The following is a 16,121-nucleotide window of genomic DNA, read 5'->3' on the forward strand; positions in this document are numbered from 1 at the left end:
GCATGAAGACACTGTCCCAATCCCCCACCGACCCTGGTTTTGTACAAAACCCTTACCCATTCTATGACACCGCACGCGCGTTCGGCGATCTGTTCTATTGGGAAGAATATGGGATGGTTGCTGCTGTTTCTCATAAATCCGTACAGACTCTGCTGAAAGATCGTCGCTTCGGACGCGAAATCCCGTCAGAACTAGCCGAGCCAGGCCCGGATCACCTCGCGCCCTGGCTCGCAATCGAAGCGCATTCGATGCTGGAGCTCGAACCACCTCGTCACACACGGCTGCGCGCGCTTGTGTTAAGGGCTTTCACGACGCGTGCCATAGCAGATCTTGCACCCGCCCTCGAAACGCTCTGCCATGCGCTAGTTGATCAGTTTCCGGACGAGCCTTTCGACCTTCTGCAAGCCTATTGCACTCAGGTGCCGGTGATCACCATTTGCCGTCTATTGGGGGTGCCCGAGAACATGGCACCGCAGCTTCTGGACTGGTCACACGCTATGGTCGCGATGTATCAGGCCAGCCGCACACGCCAAACCGAAGACGCCGCCGCACGCGCCTCGACCGAGTTTACACGTTTCCTCGAAGGCTACATCGAAACACGCCGCAAGGATCCGCGCGATGACCTGATCACGCGCCTGATCGCTGCCGAAGAAGATGGCGCAAAGCTTTCGCGTGAGGAGCTGATCACAACCTGTATCCTGTTGCTCAATGCCGGTCACGAGGCGACTGTTCACGCCCTAGGAAATGGCGTTAAAACAATCCTGGAAACCGGCACTCAGGAGCAGATTGCTTCCCCAGACGTCATAGACAACATGGTCGAAGAGATACTGCGCTTCGATCCGCCCCTGCATAAGTTCACCCGCTATGCTTACGAAGATGTCGAAGTCTTCGGGCACAAATTTGCACGCGGAGAGCAGGTCGCCCTGCTTCTGGGGGCCGCCAACCGGGATCCATCGGTCTGGAACGCCCCCAACAGCTTCGATCCAACCCGCGGGATCAGCGCCAATACCAGCTTCGGCGGAGGCTTGCATTTCTGCGTCGGAGCCCCGCTCGCCCGCCTTGAAATGAGGATCGCCTTGCCGATTTTGTTCAGCAGATGCCCCAATTCGACACTACTGAACAAACCGGAATACTCGAACAGCTACCATTTCCATGGCCTGACCGAGCTGAAAGTTAGCATCTGAAGCCATCAGGTCGCGCGTGCCGCGCGATACCTCCGGCGGAGGTGTTTTGCGCCAGATGAAGAACGGATCCCTGCTTCATCTGGCTATAAATATCTCGGGGGAGTCGCCACACGGCGACGGGGGCAGCGCCCCCCCTTTGTCGATCAGTATCAAGCAGAGCTCGTCACGTTCAGCGGCAACATCGTGGTGGACTTAATTTCTTCCATCGACAACAGAGCGGTCACGTTGTGCACCCGCACCTCTGATATCAGGGCTTGGTAGAAGGCATCATAAGCACGCGCATTTTTGACGCGAACTTTCAGGATGTAATCGATATCCCCCGCCAACCGGTGAGCCTCTTGTACCTCCGGGCGGTCACGCAGAGCTTGCAGAAACTTCTTTTGCCAATCGGCTTCATGCTCGGACGTGCGGATCAACACAAAGAAAGTTGCCTCAAAACCAAGTGCTTCGGCGTCGAGCAGCACAGTCTGCTGACCGATCACTCCGGCCCCTTTCAGCTTGCGAATGCGATTCCAGACCGGGGTCTTGGAACTGCCGACCCGTGCCGCGATTTCGTCAAGTGATTGGCTGGCGTCTCGTTGTAGTTCAGCCAGAATTTTCCGATCCGTGTCGTCTATGCGCACCGACATTCCATTATTTCCCTAGATTCAGAACAGAAGCCCCACGATCCCCATCAAAAAGAACGAACGTTCTTATTTACCAAGAGATATGGCGCTTAAGTGGGAATATTTCCTATATTGCCACTCAAGTCAAACAACCTGAACAGCAATGCGCTGACGCCTGTAAACAACGAGGACCTTGCCTGATGCCCCGCGCTTTTACTCCCAAAGTGGTTACAGCCAACGATCTGTTGGAAGGCGATGTGATTTATCTGACCGAAGATGATCGCTGGTCCCGCGAACTCTCCGAGGCCGAATTGATCACGGATGAAGCTCACGCCCAGCTGCGTTTGCTGGATGCAGAGCGTCAGGTCAACAAGATTGTTGGTGCCTATCTGGCGGATGCCGTGGCCGGAGACAACGGCCCCGAACCCACACATTTCCGGGAAGATTTCCGTCGGACTGGTCCGTCCAACTATGCCCACGGCAAACAGGAAACTTCCCCGCAGCCCCGAGCCTGATCACAGGCTCTCTCTCCCCTCTTCAAGGCCCCGGGTTCGGGGCTGCAACTAAGGACAGCTAATCATGTATCGCTACTCCGAGTTCGACACAGCATTTTTGGCAGAACGTAATGCGCAATTCCGCGCACAGGTCGAGCGCCGCATTGACGGCTCATTGACCGAAGACGAATTCAAGCCACTGCGCTTGATGAATGGCCTGTATCTGCAACTGCACGCTTACATGCTGCGCGTTGCAATTCCTTATGGCACACTGAGCAGCGCACAGATGCGCCAACTAGCCCTGCTGGCTGAGAAGTGGGACAAGGGCTACGGCCATTTCACCACCCGCCAAAACATCCAATACAACTGGCCGAAATTGAACGACGTGCCAGACATGCTGGACGCGCTGGCCGAGGTTGGCATGCACGCCATTCAAACCTCGGGCAACACCATCCGCAACGTGACCGCCGACCATTTCGCCGGTGCCGCCGCGGATGAGGTCGCCGACCCGCGCCCTTATGCCGAACTGCTGCGCCAGTGGTCCACCGACCACCCGGAATTCCAGTTCATGCCACGCAAGTTCAAGATCGCCATCACCGGTTCGGAAAATGACCGCGCAGTGATCAAGGCACATGACATCGGCCTGCAACTGGTTGAGCGTGACGGCGTTCTGGGCGCTCGTGTCATCGTGGGTGGTGGCCTGGGTCGCACGCCGATGATCGGCAAAGAACTGTCCGAGTTCGTCGCCTTTGACGACCTGCTGGCCTATCTCGAAGCCACCGTGTCGGTCTGGAACCAGATCGGCCGCCGCGACAACAAGTACAAGGCACGCATCAAGATCACCGTGCATGAGCATGGCATTGACGCCATCCGCGCCAAGGTCAACGAGCGCTTCCTGCAGGTGCGTCCTCAGTTCAAAGGCGCCGACATGGCTCTGCTGGAAGAGATCAAGGGCCACTTTGCTGCCCCTGCCTTCCGCGAAGGTTCGGTTGCGTCGTTTGAAAGCGCCTATAACAACGATCCGGTCTTCCGCTCGTGGGTCGACACCAATATCGCGCCGCACAAGAACGCAGACCACGCGATTGTCACGATCTCGATCAAGAAACACGGCCAGACGCCGGGTGATGCAACCGCCGAGCAGATGCGTGTGATGGCCGATCTGGCTGAAGAGTTCGCCTATGATGAACTGCGCATCAGCCACGAGCAGAACGTGATCCTGCCGCATGTCCACAAGTCGGACTTGCCCGCAATCCATGCGAAGCTGAAAGAATATGAACTGGCCACAGCCAATATTGGCCTGATCAGCGACATCATCGCCTGCCCCGGTATGGATTATTGTGCACTGGCGACAGCACGCTCGATCCCGGTTGCACAGGAAATCGCAACTCGGTTCGATGACCTGAAGCTTGAGCATGATATCGGTCACCTGAAGATCAAGATTTCGGGCTGCATCAACGCCTGTGGGCACCACCACGTGGGCCATATCGGTATCCTTGGCCTGGATCGCGCAGGCGTCGAGAACTACCAGATCACGCTGGGTGGCGACGGTACCGAAACGGCTGCCATCGGCGACCGCACCGGTCCGGGCTTTGCCTATGATGAGATCGTTCCGGCAGTCGAGCGGATCGTGAACACCTATCTGGAACAGCGCGAAAGCGCCGAAGAGGAATTCCTGCAAACCTACCGTCGCGTCGGCATGGCTCCGTTCAAGGCTGCCCTTTACCCCGAGGCTCAGGCGAATGCCGCTTGACCTGATCCAGACGGAACTGGGCAAAGACCGCAGCGTACTGACAGAAAAAGTCGAAGCGCTGAACGCCCGGTTCCGGCACCACTCTGCTCACGACGTGATGCACGGTGCCATCGAAGAGATCGACAAGCTCGCCCTCGTGTCCAGTTTCGGGGCGGAGTCGGTGGTGTTGCTGCACATGGCGGCGGTGGTCGACAAGATGACCCCGGTGCTGTTCATCGACACTCAGATGCTGTTCACCGAAACGCTGGAATACCAGCAAGAGGTAAGCGCGCGCCTGGGGTTGCGCAATGTCAGGATCATCCACGCGGATGAGGAAGACGTACAACGTGACGATCCTTACGGTGCTCTGCACCTGCGTGACACCGATGCGTGCTGCAATCTGCGCAAGACCTTCCCGCTGCAACAGGCGCTGACGGGGTATTGCGGCTGGATCAGCGGGCGCAAGCGGTTTCAGGCAGGCACCCGAGCTGCGCTTGAGTTCTTTGAGGTCGAGGACGGAACGGGTCGGATCAAGGTCAATCCGCTGGCCCATTGGGCACCCGAAGACGTGCGCACCTATATGGACGAAAACAACCTGCCCCGGCATCCGCTGGTGGCCAAAGGTTACCCCTCGATCGGCTGTGCGCCCTGCACCTCGCCGGTCAAAGAAGGCGAAGACCCGCGCGCCGGACGTTGGCGCAACCAGAACAAAGAAGAATGCGGCATCCATTTTGTCGATGGCAAGATAGTCCGCACCGGAGAGAAAACATGAATGTAATCGTAACGGACGAGGGCTTCGCCCCCGATGACTGGACTGACGGCTATGTCACGCTGGACGATGCAGCAAATGACGTGGTCGCGCTGGATGTTGCCTCGGACACTGACCCGGATGAACTGGTCGAACGTCTGGGCAGCGCCAAAATGGTGCGCGTAGATTTTCCGTCTTCGGCGGATGGAAGAGGTTTCACGATCGCTCGCGTTCTGCGCCTGAAAGGCTATACCGGCCGCCTGCGCGCCAAAGGGCACGTACTGGCCGATCAATACGCCATGGCACGGCGCAGCGGCTTTGATGAGGTCGAGATCGATCACAATCTAGCCAACCGCCAGCCCGAAGATCAATGGCTTGCGCGCGCCAATTGGCAGGACAACAACTATCAGGCTCGACTGCGCGGCTGAAACAACCATCGCCTGCTTTTGAAGGACGGGGGCAATCTGCCCCCTTTTCCTGACTTGGATCAAAGATTAAACGGAGATGTCGGTTTACCCAGCCGACAGTGACAACGATGACAGAGATGAAGCCCGTGACCGAAGCAACCGCCGTCAAGGCCCCCGTTCTGCCCGACGCTCAGACCGTGACCGAGGTCAAGCATTGGACTGACCGCCTGTTTTCCTTCAAGGTGTCGCGCCCCGCGTCCCTGAGGTTCCGCTCGGGCGAGTTCGTGATGATCGGCCTGCTGGGCGACAACGGCAAACCGCTGCTGCGCGCCTATTCCATCGCTTCGCCTTCGTGGGACGAAGAGCTTGAGTTCTATTCTATCAAGGTGCAGGACGGTCCGCTGACCTCGAAACTGCAGCATATCCAGCCGGGTGATCAGATCATTCTGCGTCCCAAACCTGTTGGCACCCTGGTTCATGATGCCCTGCTGCCGGGCAAGCGCATCTGGTTCTTCGCCACCGGCACCGGTTTTGCCCCCTTCGCCTCGCTGCTGCGTGAACCGCAGACCTATGAGGATTACGATGAGGTCATCATTACCCATACCTGCCGCGACGTGGCCGAGCTGGATTATGGGCGCGAGTTGATCGAGAGCATCAAACAGGACGAACTGTTGGCAGAATTGATCGGTGAAGGTTTTGCCGACAAGATCCGTTACTACCCAACAACCACGCGGGAAGAGAGCGCCAAGATGGGCCGCATCACCACCCTGCTCCAGGACGGTACTGTTTTCGCGGATCTGGGCATCGAAGACGGCATCAAGCCGGAAACAGACCGCGCCATGGTCTGCGGTAGCCTCGCGTTCAACCACGACATCAAGGCCATTCTGGAAGAGTTCGGCCTGCGTGAAGGCGCAAATTCCGAACCCAAAGAGTTCGTGATCGAAAAAGCATTTGTAGGGTGATCGGCTTTGCCGGTCGGGTCGCAAAGCGCTCTGACCGGCAAAAACTCCCGGAATTCATGGAAATTTCATGCGGCCTGCGATTTATGCCGCTTGAAACACCTCTCAGCCCGGTCTAAATTCCGGGCTCGAAATTCTGCAATTATCAAAGGAATGAACCCATAGCCCGCAGACCTCACAACGCGCCGCCACAGCGAGATACCGGCCCGCGCGTCAATGACAAGATCCGTGCTCCCGAAATTCGCCTGATTGGCGCCGAAGGTGAAAATGTCGGGGTGGTTCATCCCGCAAAAGCCATGCAGATGGCCGCCGATGTTGGCCTCGATCTGGTTGAGATTTCGCCTAACGCCAACCCGCCGGTCTGCAAAATCATGGATTTTGGCAAGTTCAAGTATGAACAGCAGAAGCGTGAAAGCGAAGCCCGCAAGAAGCAAAAGATCATCGAGGTGAAAGAGGTCAAGTTCCGGCCCAACACCGATACGCATGACTATGACGTCAAGATGCGCAACGTGTTCAAGTTTCTTGAGAACGGTGACAAGGTCAAAGTCACCCTGCGTTTCCGTGGCCGCGAAATGGCGCACCAGAACTTGGGACGTGAGCTGCTTGAGCGTGTGGCAGAAGACGTCAAGGACCTGGGCAAGATCGAGAACATGCCCAAGATGGAAGGCCGTCAGATGATCATGATGATCGGCCCGCTTCCGCAGAAGTAAAAGCTCTCAACAGCGTTTTCCAAGGCTCCGCCAGACTGGTCGGGGCCTTTTTTATGCCCGGCCACCCACAAGGCGCATTTCGCAGAATGCCGAACGCTTCGGAGCAGATTTGATCATCCGCTCCTTCCGCGCTTTTGTGTTCCTGAGGCAAAGCCTGTTACAGCTTTGTCAGATCACGCTCGAAATCGCACAGCCCAGCTTGGCGGTTAATTCGTCGATCTGCGCATCCTCGATGATGAACGGAGGCGCGAGAAGGATGTGATCGCCGTGCCGTCCGTCTCGAGTCCCGGACATCGGATAACAGATCAAACCTTCGGCAAAGGCCGCCTTTTTGATTTTACCCGCCACACCCAGCGACGGATCAAACGGCGTTTTGCTGTCGCGATCTGCGACCAGTTCCAGCCCCCGGAACAAGCCCCGTCCCCGGATATCGCCGATATGAGGGTGCTGACCAAAGGCAGCGATCAGGGCAGACTGCAGTTTTTCGCCCATCAGTGCCGCGCGCAGTGGCAGCTCTTTTTGGGTCAGCTCTGTCACCACAGCCAATGCGGCCGCAGTCGCAACCGGATGGCCGATATAGGTATGGCCGTGCTGGAAGAAGCCCGACCCATCCCGAATCGCATCATAGATCCGAGCTGTGCACAACATCGCACCGATCGGCTGATACCCGGCCCCCAAACCTTTGGCGACGCATAGAATATCCGGAGCAACGGCGTCGTGATCGCAGGCAAACAAATGACCGGTACGCCCCATGCCACACATCACCTCATCAAGGATCAACAGCACACCATACTGGTCGCAAATCTCACGGATCCGCTTGAAATATCCTTCAACTGCCGGAACGGCCCCCAGCGTCGCACCAACCACCGGCTCGGCCATAAAGGCCATGACCGTCTCAGGCCCAAGGCGCAGGATCTCGGTCTCCAACTCATTGGCAACGCGCTGGCCGTAGTCAAAGCTGCTCTCTCCCTCGGGCTTCTCGGCATATTCATAACATGGTGCTATGTGCGTCATCTCAATCAACATGGGTGCGAATTGAGCGCGTCGCCACGCGTTACCGCCCGCGGACAGGGCACCCAGAGTGTTGCCGTGATAGCTCTGCCGTCGCGCAATCACGTGGCGGCGCTCGGGTTCACCCGTCTCCAGATAATACTGCCGCGCCAGCTTGATCGCAGCCTCAGTCGCCTCAGACCCGCCCGAGACGAAATAGACTCGATCCAAATCCCCCGGGGCATGCTCGACCAGCAAATCCGCCAGCGCCTCGGCTGGCTCTGAGGTCATGAAACCAGTGTGTGCAAAGGCAATCTGACCGACTTGATCCTGAACCGCCTTGACCACTGAAGCATTCGAGTGCCCCAGACAGGACACCGCCGCGTCCCCGCAATCCAGATAGCGCTTGCCGTCAGAATCGATCAGATAGCACCCGTCGCCCCCTACAGCGAGCGGCAGGTCAGACTTCGTATGACGTGGAAAAACGTGACTCATTTTGCAGTCCCTTTAAGAAGTGCGATTAGCGCTGTAACCGAGGCGGCATTGTCTTCCCAAGCCGTACCATCGGAACGGGTCAGGCTGTTCTCAAACCCCACTCGAACGTCACCTCCACGCTGCGCTGCACGCTGAAGGCACAGATGTTCTTGCGCCCCAAAAGCGCAGACCATCCACCGGTCCGGGCACTCAGGGAAAGCATCTAGGTCGTCTGGTGTTGATTCCTGAGTGGTCGAATAACGGCCAAGTACCAACAAACGATCCACCTGATCGCCACCGACGACGCCACTGGCTTGCCAGTGCGTCAACAGCTCGGCATCTTTGGCGTCATAAAGGATGTGCTGCACCCGCGTTCCCTGTTCCTCGCAAAGTGCATAGACCTTCGGCGCCAACTCGGGCGTTCGCGCAATCTCACGCACAGAAATCGAAGCCCATTCCGGATGAACCCGGTGCAGACAATCTAACTGCGCCTGTACGTCAAAAACCCCGGCAGATTCGGTTGTGATCTGAACATCCATCTGCGGCGCGGCCCTGCGCAACTCGGCAATTGCCTCGCGATAGAGACCGGCATCCAGCGAATGATCCCCCACCTTGTCACGGACATGAAGGTGAATTCCATCCGCTCCAGCGGTATGGCAAGCCCTGGCGGTTTCTACGATTTCATCAATGCTAACAGGGATTTCGCGATGGTCTTTGTGTCCACGTCGCGTTCCGTTCGGTGCAACCAATACATAAGGAAGCTCCGTGCGGTCGGAAAAACTATCTGGCATCTTCAAATCCCATCAATTTCGCACCCGATCTATCGCCTGATCAAACGTTTTCAATTTCATTTCTGCATAACATATGTTTTTCTCGAGCCATGCAATCGAGCCCTACCCATCTGACTCAACGCCTGCGCCGTGACATCGATGCCCTGCCTCAACAAATGCAGGCTGCCGCGAAATACATAATTGATCATCCCGGAGATTTCGGGCTCGACCCGATCCGCGTCACAGCAAACAAAATCGGTGTCAGCTCAAATGTTCTGGTCCGACTGGCCCAGCGTCTGGGGTTCGACAGTTACGATGCTTTTCGCAAACCCTTCCGCCAAACACTGGTCACCGATCGAGAGGACCGGCTGGGTCAAGATTGGCTACAACGTATGCAGGCCGCGGATGCATTCAGTGCTGCGCAGGCCGGATACGCGCAGAATGAACTAAACGTGGTTTCGCGCTCACTGCGCTTGATGGAGCCTGCGAAGGTCGAGCGCGCGATTGATCTTATGCTTGGCGCCAATCGCTGCTTTATCACTGCAACCCGGGCCAGCTATGCATTGGCCTATTATTTTCATTATGCCGGACGAATGGCGCACCCGGGCTTCCAGTTGATCCCCCGCCATATCGGCACGGCTATCGACGATTTGCTGGATGCTGACCAGACAGATTGCCTGTTCGCGCTGACGGTCTACCCCTACTCATCCGACACGATTCAATCCATTCGCTTTGCTCGTGACCGAGGCACTAGAATCATCCTGCTTTCAGACAGCGAGGTCATTGCGCCTGGCGTCACCCCCCATGTCGTCCTGCCCATCAGCATCCGTACGCAGCATCACCTTTCAAGCTTCTCCGGCGCAATGGCGGTGCTTGAATGCCTGCTGGGTCATCTCTTCGCTGCTGGCGGTCATGCTGCGCGCGACAGGGTAGATCGCTATCAGAAGGCCCGCGAAGATACCGGCGCTTATTGGCAACCTTCCAAACCACCCAGGATTAAGAGCAAATAAAAAGCCCCGGACGTACCGGGGCCTTGTAGCGTTTCAATGAAAGCGCGCTTTACATACAGGCTTCAACCGCCCGTCTAGTCATGACGCCGACAAGATGCGCGCGGTATTCCTTGCTGCCATGCAGGTCGCCAATCATGTTCATCGGATTGATGCGCAGGTCCATCAGAGCGTCCGGGCGGAACTCCTTGCTCAGCGCCGCCTCAGCTTCGGACCAGCGGAACACGCCATCCTCGCTGGCTCCGGTCACGGCCACCCGCGCACCATCGACAAAGCGCGCCACATAAACACCGACCAGTGCAAAGCGCGACGCGGGCTGCAGGAACTTTTGATAGCTCGCCGCTTGCGGCACCGGGAAACGGATCGAAGTGATGATCTCACCTTCGTCCAGCGCGGTGGAGAACATGCCCTCAAAGAAATCATCCGCTGCGATCTGCCGTGCGTTGGTCACAATCGTGGCCCCCGATCCCAGCACACCCGCCGGATAGCAGGCCGCCGGATCATTGTTGGCCACTGACCCGCCAATGGTTCCGCGATTGCGCACCGCCGGATCGCCGATCTGCCCGGCCAGTGCCGCCAACGCCGGATAGCTGCTGGCCGCCTCTCGCGCCACCGTGGCATGGGTCGTCGCCCCGCCAATAGCGACCGAGCCATCATCCTCGACACAGACACCCTGCATCTCGGCAACCCCGCTCACGCTGACCAACACTGAAGGTGACGCCAACCGCTGCTTCAGCGTCGGGATCAGCGTCTGACCACCTCCCAACGCCTGCGCATCCTCGGCCCCCAACGCAGCAACGGCGTCGGCAATGGTCGAGGGTTTCTCAAACTCGAAACTGTACATTTCGCTTTTCCTTTCCGAAAGGCGCGGATCCGCCCTTCATCTGGCTATAAATATCCCGGGGGTCCGGGGGCTGGCCCCCGGTCCTCCCTCTCAACTCAGCTGTTCATCGCAGCCCATACGCGCGACGGGCTCATCGGCATGTCAATGTGATCAACCGCCTTGCCAGCCGAATTCAGCGCATCCAGCACCGCATTGACCACTGCGGGCGGCGAGCCAATGGCCCCGGCCTCTCCACAGCCCTTCACACCCAGCGGGTTGTGCGTACAGGGCGTCTGGCTGGAATGATCGACGCCATAGAAAGGCACATCATCCGCGCGCGGCATCGCGTAATCCATGTAGGATGCGCTCAGCAGCTGGCCGTTTTCGTCATAGGCGCAGTTTTCCAACAATGCCTGACCGATGCCCTGACCAATGCCGCCATGCACCTGGCCGTCCACGATCATCGGATTGACGATGTTGCCAAAGTCATCAGCTGCGGTGAACGCCTCGATACTCACCTTGCCGGTCTCGGGATCTACCTCGACCTCACAGGCATAGGCCCCAGAGGGGAAGGTGAAGTTGGCCGGATCATAGAACGCGGTTTCCTCCAGCCCCGGCTCAACTTCCAGCGGGAAGTTATGAGGCACATAGGCCGTCAGAGTTACATCGCCCCAAGCCACCGACTTGTCGGTACCTGCCACGCTGAACTGACCGTCCTTCAACTCGATATCGGCCTCGGATGCCTCCAGCAGATGGGCTGCGATCTTCTTGGCCTTGTCGATCACCTTCTCGGTCGCTTTGACCATGGCCGAACCACAGACCGCCAGAGACCGGGACCCATAGGTACCCATCCCAAACGGGATCTTCGAGGTATCGCCATGCACGATCTCGACCATCGACTCATCGATGCCGATCATGTCGGCCACAACCTGCGGGAAGGCAGTCTCATGCCCTTGCCCGTGGCTGTGCGCGCCAACCATGACGCTGATCGAGCCTGTCGCGTTCACTCGCACGGTTGCTGCATCATAGAGACCCGCTCGGGCCCCCAGCATGCCAACGATGTTCGACGGAGCAATCCCACAGGCCTCGATGTAGCAGTTAATGCCCAAGCCCCGCAGCTTGCCATCGGCCTCACTCTGCGCACGACGCGCAGCAAAGCCCGCCAGATCAGCAGCGGCCTCTAGCTTGTCCATCGTCCCGTTGTAGTCCCCGGTGTCATAGGTCAGCGCCACCGGCGTGTCATAGGGGAACTGGGTGATGAAGTTCTGACGGCGCAGCGCAATCGGATCAACGCCCAACTCGCGCGCGGCCTTGTCGATCACGCGCTCCAGCTGATAGGTCGCCTCGGGGCGGCCCGCGCCGCGATAAGCATCCACCGGTACCGTGTTGGTGAACATCGCCTTCACGTTCACCTGAATGACCGGCGTCTTGTAGTTGCCCGCCATCAGCGTCCCGTGCAACCAGGTCGGAACCGAGCTGGAGAAGGTCGACAGGTAGGCACCCAGATTGGCATAGGTGTTAGTGCGCAGACCGATAAAGTTATTATCCGAATCCAACGCCAGTTCGATGGTGCTGACATGATCCCGGCCATGCGCGTCCGACATAAACGCCTCGGACCGGCTGGACGTCCACTTCACCGGGCGACCACAGGCCTTGGCGGCAAAGGTGCAGAACGCCTCTTCCGCATAGTGGAAGATCTTGGTGCCAAAGCCACCGCCAACATCCGGGGCCACCACACGCACCTTGTGCTCGGGCAGGCCCAGAACAAAGGCGCACATCAGCAGGCGGATCACATGCGGATTCTGCGAGGTGGTGTAGAGCGTGTATTCATCCGTACCACGCTTGTACTCGCCCACAGCCACACGCGGTTCCATCGGGTTGGCGACCAGACGGTTGTTGACCAGATCCAGCGTCGTCACATGGGCGGCATTGGCAAAGACCTCATTGACCTTGTCATTGTCCGCTTCACCCAGATGCCAATCATAGCAAATGTTGTTCTTCAGATCGTCATGGATGAGCGTCGCGCCGTCCTGCGCGGCAGCCTTCATATCCATGACGGCAGGCAGCTCTTCGATATCCATGTCAATCGCTTCGGCCGCGTCGCGGGCCTGTTCGAGGCTGTCAGCCACAACCGCCGCGATCGGGTCGCCTACATGGCGGACCTTGCCCTGTGCCAGAATCGGATGCGGAGGTTCCTGCATCGGCGCGCCGTGCCGGTCGGTCACTTCCCAACCGCAGGGCATGCCGCCCACGCCTTCAAAATCCTTGCCGGTGAATACCTTGACCACGCCAGGCATGGCCTCAGCTGCCGAGGTATCAACGCTGTTCAAACGGCCATGCGCGATGTCGGATCTCAGAAAATATACATAAGCCTGACCGTGTACGTTGATGTCGTCGGTGTAATTGCCTGCTCCGGTCAGAAAGCGTACGTCCTCGCGCCGCTTGGAACTGGCTCCGATGCCACTGTCTTTGGGCATTGCTTGTTCTCCTCCCTGGGAAAAGAATTTTCGTCGAAAATTCTTGCCCGCCTTATTCGGCGGCGATGCTTGAAACGTCCTGGCCCGATGCGGCCATGATCGCTTTGACGATGTTATGGTAGCCAGTGCACCGACACAGGTTGCCTTCCAGATACTTCCGGATTTCACCTTCCGTCGGGCGCGGGTTCTCTTCCAGCAGCGCAGCTGCACTCATCACCATGCCCGGCGTACAGAAGCCGCACTGAAGCCCATGGTGATCCTGAAACGCTTGCTGGATCACATTCAGTGAACCATCCGCATTCGCCTGCCCCTCGATCGTGCCAACATCTGCACCGTCTGCCTCGAGCGCCAGCATATTGCAGGACTTCACTGCTTCGCCGTTCACATGCACAACGCAGGCTCCGCACTGCGCCGTGTCACATCCAACATGCGTCCCCGTCAAAGACAGATGATCCCGCAGGAAGCTGGACAGCAATGTCCGCCCCTCCACGTCACCGCTAACGGCCTTCCCGTTCACGGTCATTGAGACCTGTGTCATGAAATCCTCCCTATTTGGAATTTTCCTTTGCGCCCAAGTTAAACACGGGAATTTTTGTTTGAGAACAAAAATATTTGCCCGTTTTTTAGGCCGTTCAGCCACATAACCCTGTAATGATGAAGCAAGCCCGAAAAACGGCAAAGATGCCGTTACGTCACTTTACTTTCGCTGCACGCGGTTGCGGCCTGCTTGGGATCTCTTTCAGCAACCCACCAACGCCCATCGCTGCGATATCTGTTCCTGTTGTTTCGATCCCGCATGCCACGCGCGACAGAACCCAATCGGCTCCGTTCAGCGCAGGCGAGCGGGCGCAGCCGGGCAAGCCGATGACGGGACGGCCCTGCAATCCGCCGAGGAACAACAGGTTTCCGGGGTCAACGGGCATGCCGAATCTGTCCACATCGCCACCGGCAAGACGCACTGCTGTGGGCGCGACGTCATCCACGTCGGACGTGGCCGAGCCCGTGAGGATCATTGCAACGTCGCCTTGCAGCGACCTGAGCCCTTCCGCAAGTTCTTCCGTCTTGTGCTGAACGATCCGAATATCTGTCAGATTCATCCCCAGCGCCTCGACCCGACCGCGAATCGCGGCGATCCCTTTTTCGTTGGACGGGCCGCCGGGGATATCTGTCACGATCAGGCCCGCTGTCTGGAATCGCGGCATGGTCAGTCGCACGCTCCCCTGCGCCAGATCCGCAGCGCGCTGCACATCCAACCGAGGCACGGCGTAAGAGATCACCTTGACCGTCGCAACCATCCCCCCTGCGCCCATCTGCTGGTATTGCGGCACCGTCGCCACGGTGATCATCGGATGAACCTGATTGAATTTCTGTATGGCTTCAACGTCCAGTTCCACCACGCCCGGCCCATCCGCCAAAAGGTTAACCCTGCCTGTAAACGCCTTTGTGACACGCAGATTGGCGCTCGCAGGATCCGGAGCAAGAGCTGCGGCCAACATCGTTGCTGCTTCATCTTCGTGGCAATCACCGGGTTCCAAGCGGGCAACAATAACCTCATTCAAACCGGCACGCGCCAGCAGGTCGATGTGTTCAGCCGTCAGTACGATTCCCTTGCGCAGTTTTTGATCTTCTGCCTTGACCGAGTGCGCCAGTATCGCACCGCTGGCTTCAGATAAGGAAACCGGTCCGAACTTCACGCCTTGCCTCGCAAGACAGCGGTCATCTGGGCGAGAATGGCGACCGCTATTTCCGAAGGGCTGGCCGCGCCAACGTCGAGTCCAACTGGGCCGTGTATGCGCCCAATCTGAGCGTCGGAGAACCCGGCTTGCTTCATCCGATCTACACGTTTGGCATGTGTGCGCGTCGATCCAAGCGCGCCGATGTAAAACACACCGGCCTCCAGCGCCGCCTGTAATGCCGGGTCATCAAGCTTAGGGTCGTGTGTCAGCAACACGAGGGCCGTACGCGAATCGAGCCCCAGTTTGATCACGGCCTCATCGGGCCAATCTGTCAGGATGGTTTCTCCGGGAAAGCGAGCATCCGATGCAAAAGCCTCTCGCGGGTCGACGATCGCAGGGTCATACCCCGCGATCCGCGCCATCGGCACCAGCGCCTGAGCGATGTGAACTGCCCCCACCACAATCAACCGCAGCGGCGGGTTGTGGACGGCAACAAATGTCTGCCCGTCCTCTTCAAACCCAGACCGGTCCATCCGCAACCGTTCAGCATATGCGTTACGGCGCAAGGCACGGTGGCCGGTTTCGACATTCACTTCGTAAGCCAAAGGTTCGCGCCGCGCGCGCGCTGCAACCAGTTCGGCCAACATCGGTTCTGGCAGGACTTGTCCGACAGGTTCGACTAAAACCCGAATAGTGCCGCCACAAGCCAATCCGACCGCAAAGGCATCCTCGTCGCTGACGCCAAACTCCAGCAACCGTGCCTCACCTTCCTCAATGGCTTCCAGTGCCTCAACGATCACCGCCCCTTCGACGCACCCGCCAGAGACCGAACCCTCGATCTGCCCATCACCTGCGATGACCAACTGCGCACCGACGCGGCGTGGCGCGCTGCCCCAGGTTTCGACCACCGTGGCAAGGGCTGCCTTCTTGCCCGCGCGATGCCACTTCAGAGCAGTTTCCGAGCTGTTGTCGAATCGTTCCATTGAGACCTCCGGCCTTGTTCCGGTTCAACATAGTTAGCTTTGCAGCAATGAAAAGCGGTCAGCAGGTAGAGTTTCCGGCGCTAAA

General features: G+C 58.2%; 16 protein-coding genes. 8 read left to right on the forward strand and 8 right to left on the reverse strand.

The features are described from left to right. Positions 1-2: 2 nt before the first annotated feature. The gene (locus tag ACR0NF_RS04960; RefSeq protein WP_480777862.1) at positions 3-1,184 is read left to right on the forward strand and encodes a cytochrome P450; all 1,182 of its coding nucleotides are present in this window, start codon (positions 3-5) and stop codon (positions 1,182-1,184) included. Positions 1,185-1,333: 149 nt separating this feature from the next. On the opposite strand, the gene ACR0NF_RS04965 is transcribed toward ACR0NF_RS04960, so the two are convergent. Continuing rightward, a complete protein-coding gene (locus tag ACR0NF_RS04965) occupies positions 1,334-1,813 on the reverse strand; it encodes an Lrp/AsnC family transcriptional regulator (RefSeq protein ID WP_480657845.1) in 480 nt (159 codons plus the stop codon). A 176-nt stretch (positions 1,814-1,989) separates the two neighbouring features. Between ACR0NF_RS04965 and ACR0NF_RS04970 the strand changes: the two genes are divergently transcribed. From ACR0NF_RS04970 to infC, 6 genes are all read left to right on the forward strand, one after another. Continuing rightward, positions 1,990-2,304, forward strand: a complete 315-nt coding sequence (locus tag ACR0NF_RS04970) for a DUF2849 domain-containing protein (protein WP_480469958.1) — start codon at positions 1,990-1,992, stop codon at positions 2,302-2,304. Positions 2,305-2,368: 64 nt separating this feature from the next. Continuing rightward, positions 2,369-4,033, forward strand: a complete 1,665-nt coding sequence (locus ACR0NF_RS04975) for a nitrite/sulfite reductase (RefSeq protein ID WP_480777863.1) — start codon at positions 2,369-2,371, stop codon at positions 4,031-4,033. Next, positions 4,023-4,784, forward strand: a complete 762-nt coding sequence (locus ACR0NF_RS04980; RefSeq protein ID WP_480777864.1) for a phosphoadenylyl-sulfate reductase — start codon at positions 4,023-4,025, stop codon at positions 4,782-4,784. Before ACR0NF_RS04975 ends, ACR0NF_RS04980 begins: the two co-directional genes overlap by 11 nt. Next, complete coding sequence (locus ACR0NF_RS04985) at positions 4,781-5,188, forward strand: DUF934 domain-containing protein (protein WP_480469961.1); 408 nt, start codon at positions 4,781-4,783, stop codon at positions 5,186-5,188. Before ACR0NF_RS04980 ends, ACR0NF_RS04985 begins: the two co-directional genes overlap by 4 nt. Before the next feature lie 107 nt (positions 5,189-5,295). Next, positions 5,296-6,129 (forward strand): ferredoxin--NADP reductase, encoded by an 834-nt coding sequence (locus tag ACR0NF_RS04990; protein WP_480469962.1) that lies wholly within the window; start codon positions 5,296-5,298, stop codon positions 6,127-6,129. Between the two features lie 245 nt (positions 6,130-6,374). Next, positions 6,375-6,836: a translation initiation factor IF-3 gene (gene infC / locus ACR0NF_RS04995; protein WP_238528775.1), complete on the forward strand. Its 462-nt coding sequence runs from the start codon at positions 6,375-6,377 to the stop codon at positions 6,834-6,836. 168 nt (positions 6,837-7,004) lie between these two features. Here infC and ACR0NF_RS05000 read toward each other — a convergent pair whose 3' ends face one another. Both ACR0NF_RS05000 and ACR0NF_RS05005 read right to left on the reverse strand, forming a co-directional pair. Next, positions 7,005-8,321, reverse strand: a complete 1,317-nt coding sequence (locus ACR0NF_RS05000; RefSeq protein ID WP_480777865.1) for an aspartate aminotransferase family protein — start codon at positions 8,319-8,321, stop codon at positions 7,005-7,007. Continuing rightward, positions 8,318-9,091, reverse strand: coding sequence for a beta-keto acid cleavage family enzyme (locus ACR0NF_RS05005; protein WP_480657851.1), 774 nt, complete (start codon positions 9,089-9,091; stop codon positions 8,318-8,320). The genes ACR0NF_RS05000 and ACR0NF_RS05005 overlap by 4 nt, the downstream gene beginning before the upstream one ends. 89 nt (positions 9,092-9,180) lie before the next feature. On the opposite strand from ACR0NF_RS05005, the gene ACR0NF_RS05010 reads away from it, so the two are divergent. Then, entirely contained in the window at positions 9,181-10,080 is a 900-nt protein-coding gene (locus ACR0NF_RS05010; RefSeq protein ID WP_480657852.1) for a MurR/RpiR family transcriptional regulator, read from the forward strand. 49 nt (positions 10,081-10,129) lie between these two features. Here ACR0NF_RS05010 and ACR0NF_RS05015 read toward each other — a convergent pair whose 3' ends face one another. The 5 genes from ACR0NF_RS05015 to ACR0NF_RS05035 form a co-directional block, all read right to left on the reverse strand. Continuing rightward, entirely contained in the window at positions 10,130-10,921 is a 792-nt protein-coding gene (locus ACR0NF_RS05015; protein ID WP_480777866.1) for an FAD binding domain-containing protein, read from the reverse strand. 95 nt (positions 10,922-11,016) lie between these two features. Further along, entirely contained in the window at positions 11,017-13,377 is a 2,361-nt protein-coding gene (locus ACR0NF_RS05020) for a xanthine dehydrogenase family protein molybdopterin-binding subunit (RefSeq protein ID WP_480469967.1), read from the reverse strand. 52 nt (positions 13,378-13,429) lie between these two features. Continuing rightward, positions 13,430-13,915 (reverse strand): (2Fe-2S)-binding protein, encoded by a 486-nt coding sequence (locus tag ACR0NF_RS05025; protein WP_480469968.1) that lies wholly within the window; start codon positions 13,913-13,915, stop codon positions 13,430-13,432. Between the two features lie 154 nt (positions 13,916-14,069). Then, positions 14,070-15,071 (reverse strand): molybdopterin-binding protein, encoded by a 1,002-nt coding sequence (locus ACR0NF_RS05030; RefSeq protein ID WP_480469969.1) that lies wholly within the window; start codon positions 15,069-15,071, stop codon positions 14,070-14,072. Further along, the gene (locus ACR0NF_RS05035) at positions 15,068-16,036 is read right to left on the reverse strand and encodes an XdhC family protein (RefSeq protein ID WP_480469970.1); all 969 of its coding nucleotides are present in this window, start codon (positions 16,034-16,036) and stop codon (positions 15,068-15,070) included. The genes ACR0NF_RS05030 and ACR0NF_RS05035 overlap by 4 nt, the downstream gene beginning before the upstream one ends. Between the last annotated feature and the right edge of the window lie 85 nt (positions 16,037-16,121).

It is taken from the genome of Ruegeria sp. CF4 (assembly GCF_056537345.1).

What these genes read in the sequence shown, in the direction of transcription:
- ACR0NF_RS04960 (WP_480777862.1), top strand. Translation starts at nt 3, where the DNA reads ATGAAGACACTGTCCCAATCCCCCACCGACCCTGGTTTTGTACAAAAC.
- ACR0NF_RS04965 (WP_480657845.1), bottom strand. Translation starts at nt 1,813, where the DNA reads ATGTCGGTGCGCATAGACGACACGGATCGGAAAATTCTGGCTGAACTA.
- ACR0NF_RS04970 (WP_480469958.1), top strand. Translation starts at nt 1,990, where the DNA reads ATGCCCCGCGCTTTTACTCCCAAAGTGGTTACAGCCAACGATCTGTTG.
- ACR0NF_RS04975 (WP_480777863.1), top strand. Translation starts at nt 2,369, where the DNA reads ATGTATCGCTACTCCGAGTTCGACACAGCATTTTTGGCAGAACGTAAT.
- ACR0NF_RS04980 (WP_480777864.1), top strand. Translation starts at nt 4,023, where the DNA reads ATGCCGCTTGACCTGATCCAGACGGAACTGGGCAAAGACCGCAGCGTA.
- ACR0NF_RS04985 (WP_480469961.1), top strand. Translation starts at nt 4,781, where the DNA reads ATGAATGTAATCGTAACGGACGAGGGCTTCGCCCCCGATGACTGGACT.
- ACR0NF_RS04990 (WP_480469962.1), top strand. Translation starts at nt 5,296, where the DNA reads ATGACAGAGATGAAGCCCGTGACCGAAGCAACCGCCGTCAAGGCCCCC.
- ACR0NF_RS05000 (WP_480777865.1), bottom strand. Translation starts at nt 8,321, where the DNA reads ATGAGTCACGTTTTTCCACGTCATACGAAGTCTGACCTGCCGCTCGCT.
- ACR0NF_RS05005 (WP_480657851.1), bottom strand. Translation starts at nt 9,091, where the DNA reads ATGCCAGATAGTTTTTCCGACCGCACGGAGCTTCCTTATGTATTGGTT.
- ACR0NF_RS05010 (WP_480657852.1), top strand. Translation starts at nt 9,181, where the DNA reads ATGCAATCGAGCCCTACCCATCTGACTCAACGCCTGCGCCGTGACATC.
- ACR0NF_RS05015 (WP_480777866.1), bottom strand. Translation starts at nt 10,921, where the DNA reads ATGTACAGTTTCGAGTTTGAGAAACCCTCGACCATTGCCGACGCCGTT.
- ACR0NF_RS05020 (WP_480469967.1), bottom strand. Translation starts at nt 13,377, where the DNA reads ATGCCCAAAGACAGTGGCATCGGAGCCAGTTCCAAGCGGCGCGAGGAC.
- ACR0NF_RS05025 (WP_480469968.1), bottom strand. Translation starts at nt 13,915, where the DNA reads ATGACACAGGTCTCAATGACCGTGAACGGGAAGGCCGTTAGCGGTGAC.
- ACR0NF_RS05035 (WP_480469970.1), bottom strand. Translation starts at nt 16,036, where the DNA reads ATGGAACGATTCGACAACAGCTCGGAAACTGCTCTGAAGTGGCATCGC.